13 protein-coding genes, 1 other RNA gene and 1 pseudogene are annotated in these 16,338 nt (G+C 65.0%); 1 reads left to right on the top strand and 14 read right to left on the bottom strand.

Annotated elements, in window-relative coordinates:
• The 10 genes and pseudogenes from B7X30_RS07025 to rnpB all read right to left on the bottom strand — a co-directional run.
• Window positions 1-849: UDP-N-acetylglucosamine--N-acetylmuramyl-(pentapeptide) pyrophosphoryl-undecaprenol N-acetylglucosamine transferase (locus B7X30_RS07025; RefSeq protein WP_286730025.1), on the bottom strand; the 849-nt coding region annotated here is incomplete at its 3' end.
• Window positions 850-965: 116 nt separating this feature from the next.
• Window positions 966-2,201 carry a putative lipid II flippase FtsW gene (ftsW, locus tag B7X30_RS07020; protein ID WP_286730023.1) on the bottom strand — a complete coding sequence of 412 codons (1,236 nt, stop codon included), beginning with the start codon at window positions 2,199-2,201 and terminating at the stop codon, window positions 966-968.
• Window positions 2,194-3,661: pseudogene (gene murD / locus B7X30_RS07015) on the bottom strand (UDP-N-acetylmuramoyl-L-alanine--D-glutamate ligase). Before murD ends, ftsW begins: the two are co-directional and overlap by 8 nt.
• Window positions 3,658-4,836 (bottom strand): phospho-N-acetylmuramoyl-pentapeptide-transferase, encoded by a 1,179-nt coding sequence (gene mraY, locus B7X30_RS07010; RefSeq protein ID WP_286730022.1) that lies wholly within the window; start codon window positions 4,834-4,836, stop codon window positions 3,658-3,660. Before mraY ends, murD begins: the two are co-directional and overlap by 4 nt.
• On the bottom strand, window positions 4,826-7,747 hold the full coding sequence (murF, locus tag B7X30_RS07005; RefSeq protein WP_286730021.1) for a bifunctional UDP-N-acetylmuramoyl-L-alanyl-D-glutamate--2,6-diaminopimelate ligase MurE/UDP-N-acetylmuramoyl-tripeptide--D-alanyl-D-alanine ligase MurF: 2,922 nt from the start codon (window positions 7,745-7,747) through the stop codon (window positions 4,826-4,828). Before murF ends, mraY begins: the two co-directional genes overlap by 11 nt.
• Entirely contained in the window at window positions 7,744-9,534 is a 1,791-nt protein-coding gene (locus B7X30_RS07000; protein ID WP_465020158.1) for a peptidoglycan D,D-transpeptidase FtsI family protein, read from the bottom strand. Before B7X30_RS07000 ends, murF begins: the two co-directional genes overlap by 4 nt.
• On the bottom strand, window positions 9,531-9,866 hold the full coding sequence (gene ftsL / locus B7X30_RS06995; RefSeq protein WP_286730019.1) for a cell division protein FtsL: 336 nt from the start codon (window positions 9,864-9,866) through the stop codon (window positions 9,531-9,533). Before ftsL ends, B7X30_RS07000 begins: the two co-directional genes overlap by 4 nt.
• A gap of 10 nt (window positions 9,867-9,876) precedes the next feature.
• Window positions 9,877-10,812, bottom strand: coding sequence for a 16S rRNA (cytosine(1402)-N(4))-methyltransferase RsmH (gene rsmH / locus B7X30_RS06990; protein ID WP_286730018.1), 936 nt, complete (start codon window positions 10,810-10,812; stop codon window positions 9,877-9,879).
• A 24-nt stretch (window positions 10,813-10,836) separates the two neighbouring features.
• Window positions 10,837-11,265: a division/cell wall cluster transcriptional repressor MraZ gene (gene mraZ, locus B7X30_RS06985; RefSeq protein WP_013104526.1), complete on the bottom strand. Its 429-nt coding sequence runs from the start codon at window positions 11,263-11,265 to the stop codon at window positions 10,837-10,839.
• Window positions 11,266-11,588: 323 nt separating this feature from the next.
• Window positions 11,589-11,933: RNase P RNA component class A (gene rnpB, locus B7X30_RS06980), an RNA gene on the bottom strand.
• A gap of 148 nt (window positions 11,934-12,081) precedes the next feature.
• On the opposite strand from rnpB, the gene B7X30_RS06975 reads away from it, so the two are divergent.
• Window positions 12,082-12,882 carry an oxygen-binding di-iron domain-containing protein gene (locus B7X30_RS06975; protein WP_276729013.1) on the top strand — a complete coding sequence of 267 codons (801 nt, stop codon included), beginning with the start codon at window positions 12,082-12,084 and terminating at the stop codon, window positions 12,880-12,882.
• A gap of 33 nt (window positions 12,883-12,915) precedes the next feature.
• Here B7X30_RS06975 and pyrC read toward each other — a convergent pair whose 3' ends face one another.
• The 4 genes from pyrC to B7X30_RS06955 all read right to left on the bottom strand — a co-directional run bounded on the left by pyrC (window position 12,916) and on the right by B7X30_RS06955 (window position 16,280).
• Window positions 12,916-13,998, bottom strand: coding sequence for a dihydroorotase (pyrC, locus tag B7X30_RS06970; RefSeq protein ID WP_286730017.1), 1,083 nt, complete (start codon window positions 13,996-13,998; stop codon window positions 12,916-12,918).
• A gap of 66 nt (window positions 13,999-14,064) precedes the next feature.
• The gene (locus B7X30_RS06965) at window positions 14,065-14,799 is read right to left on the bottom strand and encodes an amino acid ABC transporter ATP-binding protein (protein ID WP_286730024.1); all 735 of its coding nucleotides are present in this window, start codon (window positions 14,797-14,799) and stop codon (window positions 14,065-14,067) included.
• A 66-nt stretch (window positions 14,800-14,865) separates the two neighbouring features.
• On the bottom strand, window positions 14,866-15,552 hold the full coding sequence (locus tag B7X30_RS06960) for an amino acid ABC transporter permease (protein ID WP_013122133.1): 687 nt from the start codon (window positions 15,550-15,552) through the stop codon (window positions 14,866-14,868).
• Window positions 15,552-16,280, bottom strand: coding sequence for an amino acid ABC transporter permease (locus B7X30_RS06955; RefSeq protein WP_013104520.1), 729 nt, complete (start codon window positions 16,278-16,280; stop codon window positions 15,552-15,554). Before B7X30_RS06955 ends, B7X30_RS06960 begins: the two co-directional genes overlap by 1 nt.
• Window positions 16,281-16,338 lie beyond the last annotated feature (58 nt).

Genomic DNA, 16,338 nt, shown 5'->3' with positions numbered 1-16,338 from the left:
GCGGTCCAGGCTTTGCAGCAGCTCGGCCAGCCCCTGCGCGCTCAGGTCGCGTTGTTGAATCAGCAGCGCCGCATCGCGGCCTGCGAGAAATTTCGCGTTCACCGTCTGGTGGTCATCGACCGCATGGGGGAACGGCACGAACAGCGCTGCCACACCGGCGCAGGCCACTTCGGTCACGGTCGAGGCACCGGCGCGGCAGATCACCAGATCGGCCTGCGCATAAGCCGCGGCCATGTCGTCGATGAAGGCCACGCAGTCGGCTTGCACCCCAGCGTCGAGATAAGCCTGTTGCAGGGTCGGCAGATGCTTGGCCCCGCTTTGATGACGCACCTGCGGGCGTTCGACTGCAGGCAAAAGCGCCAGCGCCTGCGGTACCAGCGAGTTGAGCGCCTGCGCGCCGAGACTGCCGCCGACCACGAGCACCTGCAGCGGCCCGCTGCGGCCGGCGTAACGCTGCTCGGGCGAAGGCAAGGCGCAGATCTCCGCACGCACCGGATTGCCCACCCACTGCGCACCCGGCAGCGCGTCGGGAAACGCGGTGTAGCTGCGGTCGGCCAGGCGCGCGAGCACCTTGTTGGCCAGACCGGCGACGGCGTTCTGCTCATGCACCACCAGCTTGGCCCCAGCCCACACGCTCATCAAGCCACCGGGAAAGGCGATATAGCCGCCCAGCCCTTTGCCGCGCAGGCCACCGAAGCGCACCCAAAGCATGTCGAAGCCGTGACGCGGCGCGAGCTGCGCCTCCATGCCGGTGGGCGCGCCCATCCAGTACACCGTCCAGCCCGCAGCGCGCAGCCCTTCGCCCACGGCAATGCCGGGGAAGATATGACCGCCGGTGCCTCCCGCCATGATGACGGCCACTGGCGCAGCCGAGGGCGACAGGGGCAAGGCGCCGGGCCGCCCCAAGCCTTGTTCCGCCCCCTGGGGGGGGAGCGCCGCAACGCGGCGATCTCGGGGGGGGCTTTTCATACATGCCCTCCGCGCATCAGAACCCGGTTCTCGAAATCGACGCGCAGCAGCACGGCAATGGCCATGCAGTTGAGCAGCAGCGCCGAGCCGCCATAGCTCATCAGCGGCAGCGTCAGCCCCTTGGTGGGCAGCAGACCGAGGTTCACGCCGATATTGATGAACGCCTGCCCGCCGATCCACACGCCGATGCCTTGCGCCACCAGCGCGCTGTACATGCGGTCGAGCACCAGCGCCTGACGGCCGATGTCGAAGGCGCGGCGCACGATCCAGTAGAACGCGAAGATCACCACGCCGACGCCCACCAGACCCAGTTCCTCGCCGATGATGGCCAACAGAAAATCGGTGTGCGCTTCCGGCAGGTAATGCAGTTTTTCGATACTGCCGCCGAGGCCGACGCCGAACCACTCGCCGCGCCCCATGGCGATGAGTGCGTGCGAGAGCTGATAGGCGCTGCCCAGCGCATTCGATTCCGACCAGGGGTTGAGATAGGCGAAGATGCGGTCCCGCCGCCAGGGCGAGAGCACGATCATCAACACAAAGGCGCCGATCACCGCCACGCTGAACACCGAAAACAGCTTGCCATTGGCCCCGCCGAGAAACAGGATGGCCAAGGTGATGGAAGCGATGACCAGGAAGGCACCCATGTCGGGCTCGGCCAGCAGCAGCACGCCCACGATCATCATCACCGCCATCATCGGCAGGAAGGTCTTGAGCAGGCTTTGCTTGACCTCCTGCTTGCGCACCATGAAATCGGCGGCATAGATGAGCGCGGTGAGCTTGACCAGTTCGGAGGGCTGGAAGTTCAGCCCGCCGGGGAAAACCACCCAGCGCTTGGAGCCGTTCACGTCCTTGCCGATATGCGGCAACAACACGAGCACCAGCCCGATCAGCGAGAGGAAGAAAAAGCGCATCGACCATTTCTGCAGCTCGGCCATCGGAATCTGCACCACGATCCAGCTTGCCAGCAAGGCCGCCGCGATGGAGAACAGATCACGGATGAAATAGTGGTATGGCGACCACTGCGCATAGCGCGGCGAGTCGTGGAAGGAAATCGTGGCCGAATACACCATCACCAGGCCGTAGGCCAGCAGCAGCAGCGTGACCCAGACCAGGTTCTGGTCGTACTCCAGCATGCGCGAATTGCGCGGCGCACTATGCCCCACGCGCACTGGCAGATCGGCCGCTGCCTTGTCGCGCTTGCGACCGAGGAAGGGCAACATGCGCTCAAGCATGGTCGGCCCCTTCGTTCCAGACTTGTCCACGCGCTTCGGCCAACTCGCGCACGGCGGCGACAAACACCTCGGCACGATGCGCGTAGTTGCGGAACATGTCCAGACTGGCACAAGCGGGTGACAACAGCGCCGCGTCGCCGGTCTTCGCCAGCGTGGCGGCGCGCTGCACAGCCTGCTCCAGGGACTGCGTGAATTCGGTGGGGGCCAGCCCCTGCAGCTCCGCGGCGATGGCCTGCGCATCGCGGCCGATCAGCACCGCAGCGCGCAGCCGCGCGGCCTGCGCGCGCAGCGGCGAAAAATCCTGCCCCTTGCCGTCCCCACCGGCGATCAGCACCACCGGCGTTTCCATGCCCGCCAGTGCCGCCACCGTGGCGCCGACATTGGTGCCCTTGCTGTCGTCGATCCAGCGCACGCCGTCGATCACCGCCACGGTCTGCATGCGATGCGGTTCACCGCGATACTCACGCAGGGCATGCAGCATGGGCGCGAGCGGCGCGCCTACGGCATCGCCCAGCGCCAGCGCGGCCAGGGCATTGGCGATGTTGTGCGCGCCCGCCTTGCCCGGCCCCCTGGGGGGAGATCGCCGCACCGCGGCGATTTCGGGGGGAGTCCTCTTCCGGGAGGGCGCGCGCCAGCCAGTCGATGCCGCCTTCTCGCACCACGCCCCAGTCTCCCGGTTGTTGCGGCGCCGAAAGACCAAAGCGCCGCAGCTTGCGGCCCGGGCGTTGCATGGCCAGCACCTGCGGATCGTCGCGGTTGAGCACCATGACGCCCTGCGCGCTCTGATTGCCGAAGATGTTGGCCTTGTCGGCGGCGTAGGCCGTCATGTCGCCGTGCCAGTCGAGATGGTCCTGGGTGAGGTTGAGCACCGTGGCGGCGTCGGCGGCGAAGCCCTCCATGCCATGAAGCTGGAAGCTGGAGAGCTCCAGCACCCAGGCTGCAGGAAGGTCGTCGGCGTCAAGCCGGGCCTGCAGCGCGTCGAGCATGGACGGCGAAATATTGCCCGCCACTGCCACGCTCCAGCCCGCGCGCTCCAGCATCAGCCCGGTCAGCCGTGTGACGGTGGTCTTGCCGTTGGTGCCGGTGATGGCGACGATCTTGGGCGCATAGCCTCGCTCTGCGCGCAGCGCGTCGAGCGCCCACTGGAACAGATGCAGCTCACCGGCCATCGGCACGCCGCGTTCGGCGGCTGCCTGTGTGAGCGCGGCAAACTCGGCCGCGTGCGGCGCGATGCCAGGGCTGCGCAACACGAGTTGCGCGTCGCCCAGCAGGTCGGCGCTCAGGCTGCCGCAATGCACCTGCGCCGATGGCACTTCGCGCTGCAGCGTGGCCAACCCGGGCGGCGCGCTGCGGCTGTCGGCCACGCGCACCCGCGCGCCTTGCGCCGCACACCAGCGCGCCATCGCCAGGCCGGATTCGCCTAGACCGAGCACGAGAATGGAGAGTGAGTTCAGGTTCATCGCAGCTTCAGACTCGCCAGGCCCACCAGACAGAGCATCATGGTGACGATCCAGAACCGCACCACCACCTGCGACTCTTTCACCCCGAGTTGCTCGAAGTGATGGTGCAGCGGCGCCATTTTGAATATGCGCCGTCCCACGCCGTACTTCTTCTTGGTGTACTTGAAGTAGGTCACCTGAATCATCACCGACACGGTTTCAGCGACGAACACGCCGCCCATGATGGCCAGCACGATTTCCTGGCGCACGATCACGGCGATGGTGCCCAAGGCGCCGCCCAGCGCCAGCGCGCCCACGTCCCCCATGAACACCTGCGCCGGATAGGCGTTGAACCACAGAAAGGCCAGCCCAGCGCCGACCATGGCGCCCACGAAAATCAGCAACTCCCCCGTTCCCGGAATGAAGGGGAACAGCAGATATTTGGAATACACCGCGTTGCCGGTGACATAGGCAAACACGCCCAGCGAGCTGCCGACCATGACCACGGGCATGATGGCCAGGCCATCGGCGCCGTCGGTGAGGTTGACCGCGTTGCTGCTGCCGACGATGACCAGATAGCTCAGCACGATGAAGCCGGTCACGCCCAACGGATAACTGACCGATTTGAAGAACGGCACGATGAGGTCGGAAGCGGGGGGCAAGGGCATGCTCATGCCGCTTTGCAACCACGCCACGAACAGATGCCAGACCTCGGCGTTGCCCTTGCCCGACACGGCGAAAGCCAGGTAGAACGCGGCGGCCACGCCGATGAGCGTCTGCCAGAAGTATTTGTCGCGCGAGCGCATGCCGTTGGGGTCGCGGTAGACCACCTTGCGGTAGTCATCCGCCCAGCCGATGGTGCCAAATCCCAGCGTGACCAGCAGCACCAGCCAGACGAAGCGGTTGCTCAGATCCATCCACAGCAAGGTGGACACGCCAATGGACAGCAGGATCAGCACCCCGCCCATGGTGGGCGTGCCGGTCTTGATGAGATGCGTTTGCGGCCCGTCCTGACGCACGGCCTGGCCGACCTTCATCGCGGTGAGTTTGCGGATGACTGCAGGGCCCGCGAGCAGGCCGATGAACAGCGCGGTGAGCGTGCTCATCACCGCGCGGAAAGTGATGTAGTTGAACACCCGAAAAAAGCGCAGATCGGGCGAGAGCTCCATCAGCCACATGGCCAGACTATGCAGCATGGTGCACCTCCTGCGTGGACGCGCCATTACCGTTCGCCGCCAGCGCGGCGATGGCCTGCACCGCGCGCTCCATGCGCATGAAGCGCGAGCCTTTGACCAGCACGGTGTCGAATTCGCGCAGCGCCGCGGCATCCAGGGTGAAGTCCATCAAGTCGGGCTGATGCTTTGCTGCCGCCAGGCCCGCCGCCTGTGCGGCCGCGACCGCCTGCGCCGTCATGGCACCGCAGGCCCACAGCGCCGCCACGCCGCGCTGGGCCGCATACGCACCCACTTCGGCATGGAAGGCCGGGCCGTTGTCACCGACTTCGCCCATATCGCCGAGCAGCAGCAGGCTGCGCCCGGGCAGTTCGGTCAACACGTCGATGGCGGCGCGCACCGAGTCGGGATTGGCGTTGTAGCTGTCGTCGATCAGCAGCAGCGTGTGCTCGTCGGCGCAACGCAGACGTCGCGGCACCAGACGCCCGGCCACCGGAGCAAAGGCTTCGAGTCCGCGGCAGATGGCATCCAGCGGAGCGCCTGCGGCCAAGGCCGCTGCTGTCGCCGCCAGCGCATTGCGCGCGTTGTGCCGCCCCAGCAGTTGCAGGCCCACTTCAGCATGGCCCGCCGGGGTATGCAATTGCAGCCGCAACTGGCCCTGCCGATAAAACGCATGGCCGCTGACTTCAGCCTCCACGTCCGCCTCAGCCTCTTCGCGCAGGGCAAAGCGCAACACACGCCGACCGGCGGCTTGCGCCACCCAGATCGCATTCTGGGCGTCGTCTGCGGGAAACACCGCCACCCCGGTCTGCGGCAATGCGGCGAGCACCGCGCCGTTTTCGTGCGCGACCGCTTCGACGCTATGCATGAATTCCTGATGTTCGCGCTGGGCGTTGTTCACCAGCGCAACGGTGGGCTCGGCCAGACTGGCGAGCCAGGCGATCTCGCCCGGATGGTTCATGCCCAGCTCCACCACGGCGGCCTGATGTTGCGGCCGCAAGCGCAGCAAAGTGAGCGGCAGACCCACCTCGTTGTTGAAGTTGCCCTGCGTCGCCAGACGCCGGTCTTCGCCCTGCCACGCCGCCAGAATGCTTGCGAGCATCTGCGTCACCGTAGTCTTGCCGTTGCTGCCGGTCACCGCGATCAGCGGCAACGTCTGCTGCCGCCGCCAGCCTCGCGCCAACAGGCCCAATGCGCGCAGGGTGTCGGGCGCCTCGATGCCCGGCAGCCCGCTTGCCGCCACGCCTTGCTCGGCCAGCAGGGCGCGCGCACCAGCGGCCGCTGCCTGCGGCAGAAAGTCGTGCGCATCGAAGCGGGCGCCGCGCAAGGCGACGAACAGCGCGCCCGGCGTGAGTTTGCGGCTATCGGTCTCGATGGCGCTCACCGCCACCTCGGCCTCGCCGATGAGGCGGACCTCGGGCCCGATCCAGTCGCGCAATTCGCCCAGGCTGCAAAGCCCTGCGCCGCGCGCGGCCAGTGCCATGCGGGCATGGAAGGCGTCGCTGAAGGCTTGCTTGTGTCCGGCGATCTCTTGCGTGTTTTCGTGCCCCTTGCCCGCGATGAGCACCACGTCGTGCACAGCGGCGTGCGACAGGGTCTGGGCGATGGCGGCGGCGCGATCTTCGATCAGCAGGGCTTGCGCGGGTTGCTGCAGACCGGCGAGCAGGTCTTGCAGAATGGCGCCTGGCGCTTCGCTGCGTGGGTTGTCGCTGGTGAGTACCACGCGGTCGGCGTGAGCCTCGGCGGCCTGTGCCATCAGCGGGCGTTTGCGCGCATCGCGGTCGCCGCCGGCGCCGAACACGCACCACAACTTGCCTTTGCGCTTGGCGGTGACAGGCCGCAGGGCTTGCAGCGCTTTGTCCAGCGCGTCGGGCGTGTGGGCGTAGTCGATGACCGCCAGCGGCGCACCGATGCCGCCCAGCATCTGCATGCGACCCGGCACCGCGCGCACCGTGCGCAAGGCGGCGGTAATGGCGGCGTCATCCAGCCCCGTGGTGTGCAGCAGCGCGGCAACCACCAGCAAATTGCGCAGGTTGAAGGCGCCCAGCACGGGCAGATCCAGCGCGTGGCGATGGTGGTGATGCACCAGAGTGAGGCGCTGGCCAGTGGAAGTCTGCACTACGTCCTCCGCACACCAGTCGGCCTTGGCGATCAGCGCGGTGGTTTGCACCTGCAGCCCCCGGCTGCGGCAATCGGCGAGCAAGACGCTTGCGGCGTAGGGATCGTCGATATCCAGTACGGCATGCTGCAGCCCCGGCCAGATGAACAGCGCCCGCTTGGCGCGCGCATAGGCCGCCATGTCGCCGTGGTAGTCGAGATGGTCTTGCGTCAGATTGGTGAATGCAGCCGCATGAATAGCGCAACCCGCCAGGCGATGTTCGTCCAGGCCGATGCTCGATGCCTCGATGGCGCACCAAAGCGCGCCTTGCTCGCGCAGCCGGATCACCCCGCAGCGCTGCCCAGCCGCGTTCAGGGCCTGCGCTGCCCACAAAGCGCAGGAAGTCTTGCCATTGGTGCCGGTCACGGCCAGCAGCTTGACGACCTGAGAGCGCCCCCAGGGCCGGGCTGCGCCCAGCCCGCCCCCCGCGGGGGTCAAGGAAACTTGGGGCGGCCCTGCGTTTCCTTGAGAGGGATGTCCGTACCAGGCCGCCGCAAGCGGCCCGGCCAGCACCTTGAGACCGTCAACAGCCAGAATGCGTGGATCGGTGAAGCCGAAATGCTGCGCGCCCTCGGCCTCGACCAGCGCGGCCGCCGCCCCCGCGGCCAAGGCCTGCGCCACGAACTGACGCGGATCGCGCGCCGCCCCTGGCCAGGCGACGAACACCTCGCCGGGCTGCAGGCTGCGGCTGTCGGCGCTCCACGTCGCATCGGCCGCGACGCCCAAGGCGCGCAACGCTTGCAGCACGGTATCGACCGCTTTCGGCGTGTGATTCATGCGCCCCCCTTCATCGCCCGGCCCGCCGGGAGTTGCAGGGCTTGCGCGGTTTGCGCGGGAACGAGGTCGGGCTTGACCGGCAGGTCGGGCTGTACCCCGAGAATGCGCAGCGCCTGCGGCACCACCGCACCGAACACCGGAGCCGATACCTGACCGCCGAAGTGCTTGCCACCCGTCGGTTGATCGACCGAAACCGCCATCACCAGCACCGGATGATGGATCGGCGCCAGCCCGACGAATTGCGCCCGGAACAGCTTTTTGTCGTACTTGCCATCCTTGGCAATCCAGGCGGTGCCGGTCTTGCCGCCGGTGGAGTAGCCCGGCACGGCCGCCGCCGGTGCGGTGCCGCCGGGCTGCGTCACCAGCGCCAGCATGCCGCGCATTTCGCGCGCCACGGTGGGCGAGACGACCTGCACGCCTTCGGGCGCCTCATCGTGCTTGAACAGGGTGACCGGGAAAATGCGGCCACGGTCGGCGAAGATGAGATAGGCATGCGCCAGCTGCAGGGTGGAGATGCCCAGCCCATAGCCGAAGCCCATGGTGATGCGGTCGATCGGGCGCCAGCGTTTCATGGGCCGCATCAGCCCGCTGGTCGCGCCGGGAAACTCGATCTGCGGACGTTGGCCGAAGCCCACCGCGGTGTACATATTCCACTGCACTTGCGCTGGCATCTTGCTCACCACCTGCGAAGTGGCGACGTTGCTCGAATACTGGATGACTTGGGGCAGTTCGATATTGCCGTTGTTGCTGTCATCGCAGATATTGGCGCCGTAAAACTGCTGGCAGCCCGGCGCGGTATGGAACACCGTCGTCGGGGTGATGATGCCGGCCTGCAAGGCTGCGCTCAGGGTGATGGGCTTGAGCACCGAGCCGGGTTCAAAGGCATCGGTCACGGCGTAGTTGCGGATGTCCGCCTCGGTCATGCGCTTGCGGCTATTCGGATCGAAGCTGGGGTAGTTGGCCATTGCCAGAATCTCGCCCGTTTTCGCATCGATCACCACCGCGCTGCCGTTCTTGGCCTTGTTGTCCTCGACCGACTGCTTGAGCGCCTGGTAGGTGAGATACTGAATCTTGCTGTCGATCGACAGGCGCACATCCTGTCCGTCCACCGGCGGCACCCCGCCCGACACATCCTCGATCACATTACCCAGCCGGTCTTTCACGACCTTGCGCACCCCGGGGTGACCGGCCAGCCGCGCTTGCAGCGCCAGCTCCATGCCGTCCTGCCCCTGGCCTTCGATATTGGAAAAGCCGATGAGCTGCGCCGCCGCCGAGCCCTCCGGGTAGTAGCGTTTGTAGCTGGGCGATTCATAAATGCCCTTGATGCCCAGCGCCTTGACCTCCTTGGCCACGTCGATGTCCACCTGCCGCTTGAGATAGACGAACTGCTTGTTGGAGTCGAGCCGGCGCTGCAGATCGGCGGCGTTCAGGCCGAGCAGCCGGGCGAGTTGCTGCACCCTGTCGTTGCCCGACTCGACCTGCGTGGGATCGGCCCAGATCGTCTTGGCCGGGATGCTCGACGCCAGAATGTTGCCGTTGCGGTCGAGAATGCGGCCGCGCATCGCCGGCAGCTCGATGGTGCGCACAAAGCGCAGATCGCCCTGGTTCTGATAGAACTGCGTCGTCCACACCTGCACCCAGAAGGCGCGCAGACCCAGCGCCGCAAACGCCGCAAACAGCAGCCCCTTCACCAGCCAGGCGCGACCTGGCGGCAACTTCACATTCAGCAGCGGGCTCTTGCCATAGCTGGCTGCCGACTTGTGCGCACGCATAGCCGGATTCTTCATCGCCGCGCACCTTGACTCGCCGGTTTCGGCGGGGACTGCGGCATGACGGGCAGCGGCGGCAGGGTGACCTGGCCTTCGTGTACGAAGATGGTGCGCGCGGCCGTAATGGGGCGCATGTCGAGCTGGGTGCGCGCGATTCTCTCGATGCGGCCCGGCGCACTCATCGCGCGGTATTCCACCTGCAGACGATCCTTGTCCATCTGCAACTGCTCGGCCCTTTGCTGCGCCACATCCAGCGCGGCAAACGTGCGCCTGCCCTGGTACTGCGCGCGCACCACCGACATGGCGCACAGCACCACGACAAACAGCAGCAGGAAGTTGATTCGGGTCATCGCGTGTTCCTCAGACCCGTTGTGCCACGCGCAGCATGGCCGAGCGCGACCGCGCATTGCCGCTGATTTCCGCCGCCGAAGGCCGCATCCGCACCACCTCCTTGAATTGCGGCTGAAACTCGGCCGAAACGCCGGGGACGAAGGGCTGGCGCCGATCGACCGCCGGTGCGCGGGCATGGCGGTGAATAAAGCGTTTGATCAGCGCGTCTTCCAGCGAATGAAAGCTGATCACGGCCAGCCGCCCGCCCGGCCTCAGGCAGTCGAGCACCTGGCTCAACGCCGTTTCGATTTGCGCAAGCTCGGCATTGACGTGAATCCGAAGAGCTTGAAACGTGCGGGTGGCCGGGTCCTGACCCGGCTCACGGCTCTTGACGGCACTGGCAACCAGTGCGGCGAGTTCGCCGCTGCGCGCGAGAGGCGCTCCGGCATCGCGGCGAGCCACAATCTTCTTTGCAATCTGGACAGCCGCCCGTTCGTCTCCATAATCCCTCAGCACGGTTGCAATTTCATCCACGCTGGCCGTGGCCAGATACTCAGCGACGGTTTGCCCGCTGCTGTTGTCCATCCGCATATCCAAAGGCCCGTCAGCGCGGAAGCTGAAGCCGCGCTCGGGCTGATCGAGTTGCGGCGACGACACGCCCAGATCGAACAGCAGCCCATCGGCCTGCGCCACGCCCTGCTCGTGCAGCACCCGCGCAAACTCGGAGAAAGGCGCGTGCTTGATCACAAAACGCGCATCGTGAATCTGGGCCGCGGCTTCGATGGCCTGCGGATCGCGGTCGATCGCAATCAGCCGACCGGCGGGCGACAGCCGCCGCAGAATTTCCCGGCTGTGTCCGCCACGCCCGAAAGTCGCGTCGAGGTACACCCCGTCCGGGTTGGTGATCAGTTGGTCGACCGCTTCGTGCAGCAACACGGTGCGGTGCGCCGTTTCGGCGCTGGGCATGGGAGTGGTGTGGGGCATACACGGTCACAACACAATGTCGCGCACGGCGTCGGGCATGCCTGCCTCGACCACCGCAGCCTCTTGCGCCTGATGTTTGGCGCGATCCCAGATCTCGAAGTGACGCCCCATGCCGATGAGATCGACCTCGCGCTCCAGACCGACGGCCTGACGCAATTCGGGCGAAATCAGCACGCGCCCGGTGCCGTCCATTTCGGTTTCGGTGGCATGACCGAGATAGATGCGCTTCCAGCCCTGCGCCGACATGGGCAACTGCATCACCCGGTCGCGAAAACTCGTCCACTCGTCGTCGGAAAACATCAGCAGACAACCGTCGGGGCTCTTGGTCAGCGTGAGTCGCCCCTGCGAGCGCGCCATCAGCAGATCACGATGCCGGGCAGGCACGGTCATGCGACCTTTGCCGTCCAGAGTGAGTGCCGAAATGCCAATAAACATGAAGTCGCCCGCGGTTGCCGTGCTGCAGTGGGGCCGGTGAAATGGCGCAGCGCTCTGCACTATTCCCCACTTTTTTGCACTATTCGCCACTTTAGGGGATCGCGACAGCTGCGGTCAAGCCTGAAACCCTGAAATTTCTTTTACAAAACAAGGACTTAGATACTGTTTATGGAACCAGTAAATGAGCATGTTTCTTATAAAAATGAACAATTTAGAGTATGCCTTGAATGTTCTTTCTAGAAATGGAAGCGCATCTGCACCTTGACGGATGACGGGCAGCACCGATCCGCACCCGATCGGGGTTGTAAAAACTGAGGGGAAAAGTGCGAAGCGGGGCTATAAGCCGGATTCTGTGCAGCGCGGGCTTGCACCCGCACCGTGGCAGCCATTCCTCTAGGCCGCGCATTGCTGCGCGGCTCAAGCCACCTACCCGCAGACTCGCACGGGCCGCGCTGTGCCAGCGTTGCCGCTGGCGCGTCTGCCTATTTGGTGTTGCTCCGGATGGAGGTTGCCGCGTTTCACGTCCACGCCGGTTGCCCGGCGTTTACTCGTCTCTGTGGCCCTGTTCGTCACGTCACCGTGCACGGCCGTTAGCCGTCATCCCGCCCTATGGAGTCCGGACCTTCCTCGATGCGCCTGAAGCACACCGCGACTGCCCACCCCACTTCGCAGGCCGCATTATGACGGAGAAATCTCGCCGACCCGGTTGCAGACCCCAGAATGCCCTGCCTTTGATGCAGCGCAAAGCTTCATGTATTCAAAAGATCGGATGATTCGCCTTTACATTTTTTGCGGTTCAGCGAAAGAGCGAATTCAGTGGCGACAGAACTATTCAACAACGGCACGCATCTGTGCCTCATGTTCAGCGATCTGGTCGAAGACGACGGCGACGCCGTGCAGGCCAATCAATTCCTCCTCATCGACCACGGCCAGGGCGCGCTCATAGATCCGGGCGGCAATATGACGTTCAACGAACTCACGCTGACCATGCGCAAATACATGGCGCCGCAAGACTTGCACTACCTGCTGGCTTCGCATGCCGACCCGGACATCATCGCCTCACTAGACCGCTGGATGACCGCCTCCAAGGCCGATCTGGTGATCTCTCGTCTGTGGGCGCGTTTTGCTCCGCATTTCTGCAAGCTCGGCAAAACCGACAAACGCATCATCGCCGTGCCTGACGCCGGAGGAACGCTGCGCCTGGGCAAGAGCGACATCGTGCTGCTGCCAGCGCACTTTTTGCACGCAGAGGGCAACTTCCAGTTTTACGACCCGATCAGCAAAATCCTGTTCTCGGGCGATCTGGGGGTTTCACTCGTCAGCGGTGCGCAGGCGGGCCGCCCGTTTGCGCAACTGGCCGATGCCCTGCCCCATATGGAAGCCTTCCACCGCCGCTACATGGTGTCGAACAAGATCCTGCGGTATTGGGCCAGCATGGTGCGCACGCTGGACATCGAGATGATCGTGCCGCAGCATGGCTCCCCCATCAAGGGCAAACCGGCCGTGGCGCAATTCATCGACTGGGCCGAGGGCCTGAGTTGCGGCATCGACCTGATGACCACGAGCAATTACCGGGTGCCCGACCTGCCGATTCCGCTGGCCGGGTCGTTCGCATAAAGCAAGATCAGACCGGGGTCACACGCCGGGAGATCAAACCCCGACCTGCACCTGCCACTCCATCGCTTCGCCCGCGTGCAGGGGCACGATGTCGGCGTCGGCATAGGGCAGCGTGTCGGGCACCTGCCAGCTCCGGCGCTCCAGGGTGATCGAGCCCGTATTGCGCGGCAAACCGTAGAACGCCGCGCCGAAACGGCTGGCGAAATCGTCGAGTCGGTGCAAGGCATTGCGCTGCTCGAAAGCCGCGCAGTACAACTCCAGCGCATTGGCCGCCGTGAAGCAACCGGCGCAGCCGCAGGCCGTTTCCTTGGTGTTGCGCGCATGCGGCGCGGAGTCGGTGCCGAGAAAGAAACGGTCGTCTCCGCTCGTGGCGACATCGAGCAGGGCCTGGCGGTGGGTCTCGCGCTTGAGCACGGGCAGGCAGTAGTAGTGGGGCCGCATGCCGCCTTTGAACATGGCATTGCGGTTGTGCAGCAGATGATGCGCCGTGAGGGTTGCGGCCAGAAGGGGCGCGCCCTGGGCATCGCGGTCGTGCGACTCTTGAATGAACGCGGCGGCCTGGGCCGTGGTGATGTGCTCCAGCACGATCTTGAGCTCGGGAAAAGCGCGGCGCAGGGCGATGAGATGCCGCTCGATGAACACCGCCTCGCGGTCGAACACATCCACCTCGGGGTCGGTCACTTCGCCGTGAATCAACAGCGGCATGCCGACCTGCTGCATGGCGTCGAGCGCCGGATAGATGCGCTTGAGTTCGGTCACTCCGCTGTCCGAATTAGTCGTTGCGCCCGCCGGGTAGAGCTTGAACGCATGCACCACGCCGCTGTTCTTCGCCTCGGTCACCATCGCCGGGGTGGTGTCGTCGGTGAGATAGAGCGTCATCAGCGGGGTGAAATCGCTGCCCTCAGGCAAGGCGGCCACGATGCGTGCGCGGTAGTCGAGAGCCTGCCGCAGATGCACCACGGGCGGCTTGAGATTGGGCATGACGATGGCCCGAGCGAATTGCCGTGCCGTCCAGGGCAGCGCATCGCGCATGGCGGCGCCATCACGCAGATGCAGGTGAAAATCGTCGGGGCGCGTGAGGGTGAGCGTGGGGGTGAGCGTGGGGTTCGAGGTCATGTCGGGTGGCGAAAACGGCAACGCCGACATGCTACGCCCCGCCCTGCCGCGCAATGAAGCGGCCGCTCAGTGCTGCAGGATTTTTGCCAGGAAGTGCGCGGCGCGCTCGCTGCGCTGTTCGCTGGTCGAGAAAAACTGCGGCGTCGGGCAATCTTCCACCACGCGCCCCGCATCCATGAACACCACGCGGTGCGACACCTTGCGCGCAAAGCCCATTTCGTGCGTGACCACCATCATGGTCATGCCCTCTTCGGCGAGCTTGACCATGACGTCGAGCACTTCGCCCACCATCTCCGGATCGAGCGCCGAGGTCGGTTCATCGAACAGCATGGCAATCGGGTCCATCGACAGCGCACGCGCTATGGCCACGCGCTGCTGCTGGCCGCCGGAGAGTTGGCCGGGGAATTTATCCTTGTGCATCGAAAGACCCACGCGGTCGAGGTAGAGCAGGCCCTTCTCGCGCGCCTCGGCCTTGCTGCGCCCAAGCACCTTGATCTGGGCGAGCGTGAGGTTGTCGGTCACCGTCAGGTGCGGAAACAACTCGAAGTGCTGAAACACCATGCCCACGCGCGCGCGCAGCTTGGGCAGATTGGTTTTGGGGTCGGCAATCGACGTGCCGTCCACCACCACATCGCCCTTCTGAAACGGTTCGAGCGCGTTGACGCACTTGATCAGCGTGGACTTGCCCGAGCCCGACGGCCCGCACACCACCACCACTTCGCCGCGCGCAATCTGCGTGGAGCAGTCGGTGAGCACCTGGAAGTCGCCGTACCACTTGCTGATCTGGCGAATATCGATCATCGGCGCGTTAGCGCCCTGGGCAGAATTCTGGGTCATGGAACGATCCATTGAAAATGACTTATCGCATTACCGCACGATGGCGATGCGCTGATGCAGGCGCTTGACGCCTTGCGACAGCAGGAAACTCAGCACGAAATACACCACGGCCACCAAGGTGTACATCTCGACCACGCGGCTGTCGCGCTGCGCGATTTTCATGGCGGCGCCGACGAAGTCGGTGACGTTGAGCAGCGCCACCAGCGACACGTCCTGGAACAGCACGATGGTCTGGGTGAGCAGCACCGGCAACATATTGCGCAGCGCCTGCGGCAGGATGATCAGCCGCATCGACTGCGCGTAGGTCAGGCCCAGCGCATAGGCCGCGCCCAGCTGCCCTTTGGGAATACTCTGGATGCCCGCGCGCACGATCTCCGCGAAATACGCCGCCTCGAACAGAATGAAGGTGAAATAGGCCGAACGCTCCGCCCCGATCTTGGGCGGATAGTCCGATCCGGTGATCGACTGCAGCATCACCGGCACCAGGAAGTAGAACCAGAAAATCACCAACAGCAGCGGAATCGAGCGCATCAGATTGATGTAGCCCGCCGCCAGCAAGGACAGCCACTTCAGGTGCGACAGCCGCGCCAGCGCCAGCAAAATACCCAGCAGCGTGCCGCCGATGGCCGCCACCACGGTGAGTTGGATGGTGTAGGTCAACCCCTTGAGCAAAAAGGGCAGCACCGAGACGATGGAGCCAAAGTCAAAATCGCCCATCACTTGCTCCCGCCCATATAGCCCGGCACTGCCGTGGCGCGCTCCACCCACGCCATGATGCGGTTGATGGAAAACGCCACCGCCACATACAGCACCGTGGCCGCGCCGAAGGCCGCGAAGTAGCGGAAGGTCATCTCTCCCATCTCGCGGGTGCGGAAAAACAGTTCAGTCAAGCCGATGGAATAGGCCACTGCGGAGTTCTTCACCAGGTTCATCGACTCGGAGGTGAGCGGCGGAATGATGATGCGGTACGCCATGGGCAGCAGCACGTAGCGGTAGGTCTGCGTCGGCGTCAGCCCCAGCGCCAGACCGGCGAAAGTCTGCCCGCGCGGCAGCGACTGAATGCCCGACTTGACCTGCTCGGCAATCCGCGCCGCGGTGAACAGCCCGAGGCAAACCACGGCCGTGAGAATCTGGAAGGTGCCCGGATCAACCGCGTTGGCAAATCGTTTGAGCGGCGGAATCACGCTGGGCAGCACGAAATACCAGAGGAAAAACTGCACCAGAAGGGGGATGTTGCGGAACAGTTCCACATAGCCGTTGCCCAGCATCACCCAAAAGCGGTGCTTGGTGGTGCGCACCACCCCCAATACCGAGCCGAGCACCATGGCGATCACCCAGGCGCAGACCACCAGCAACAGGGTGTATTCCAGCCCGGAGAGCAGCGACATGCCCCAGGTGGTGTCGCCGTCCGGCGTGTCTTCCAAAAAAATGCCTAAACCCAGCATGTCATCCCCTCGTCTGCCCGCGTCATCTCACCATGGAAAAAAGCCGGCAAAGCTGCCG

The sequence above is a fragment of the Thiomonas sp. 13-64-67 genome, assembly GCF_002282795.1.
Classification (GTDB): Bacteria; Pseudomonadota; Gammaproteobacteria; order Burkholderiales; family Burkholderiaceae_C; genus Thiomonas; species Thiomonas arsenitoxydans.
The sequence above is the reverse complement of the archived record's forward strand: the minus strand, read 5'-3'. Positions and strand labels throughout refer to the sequence as shown.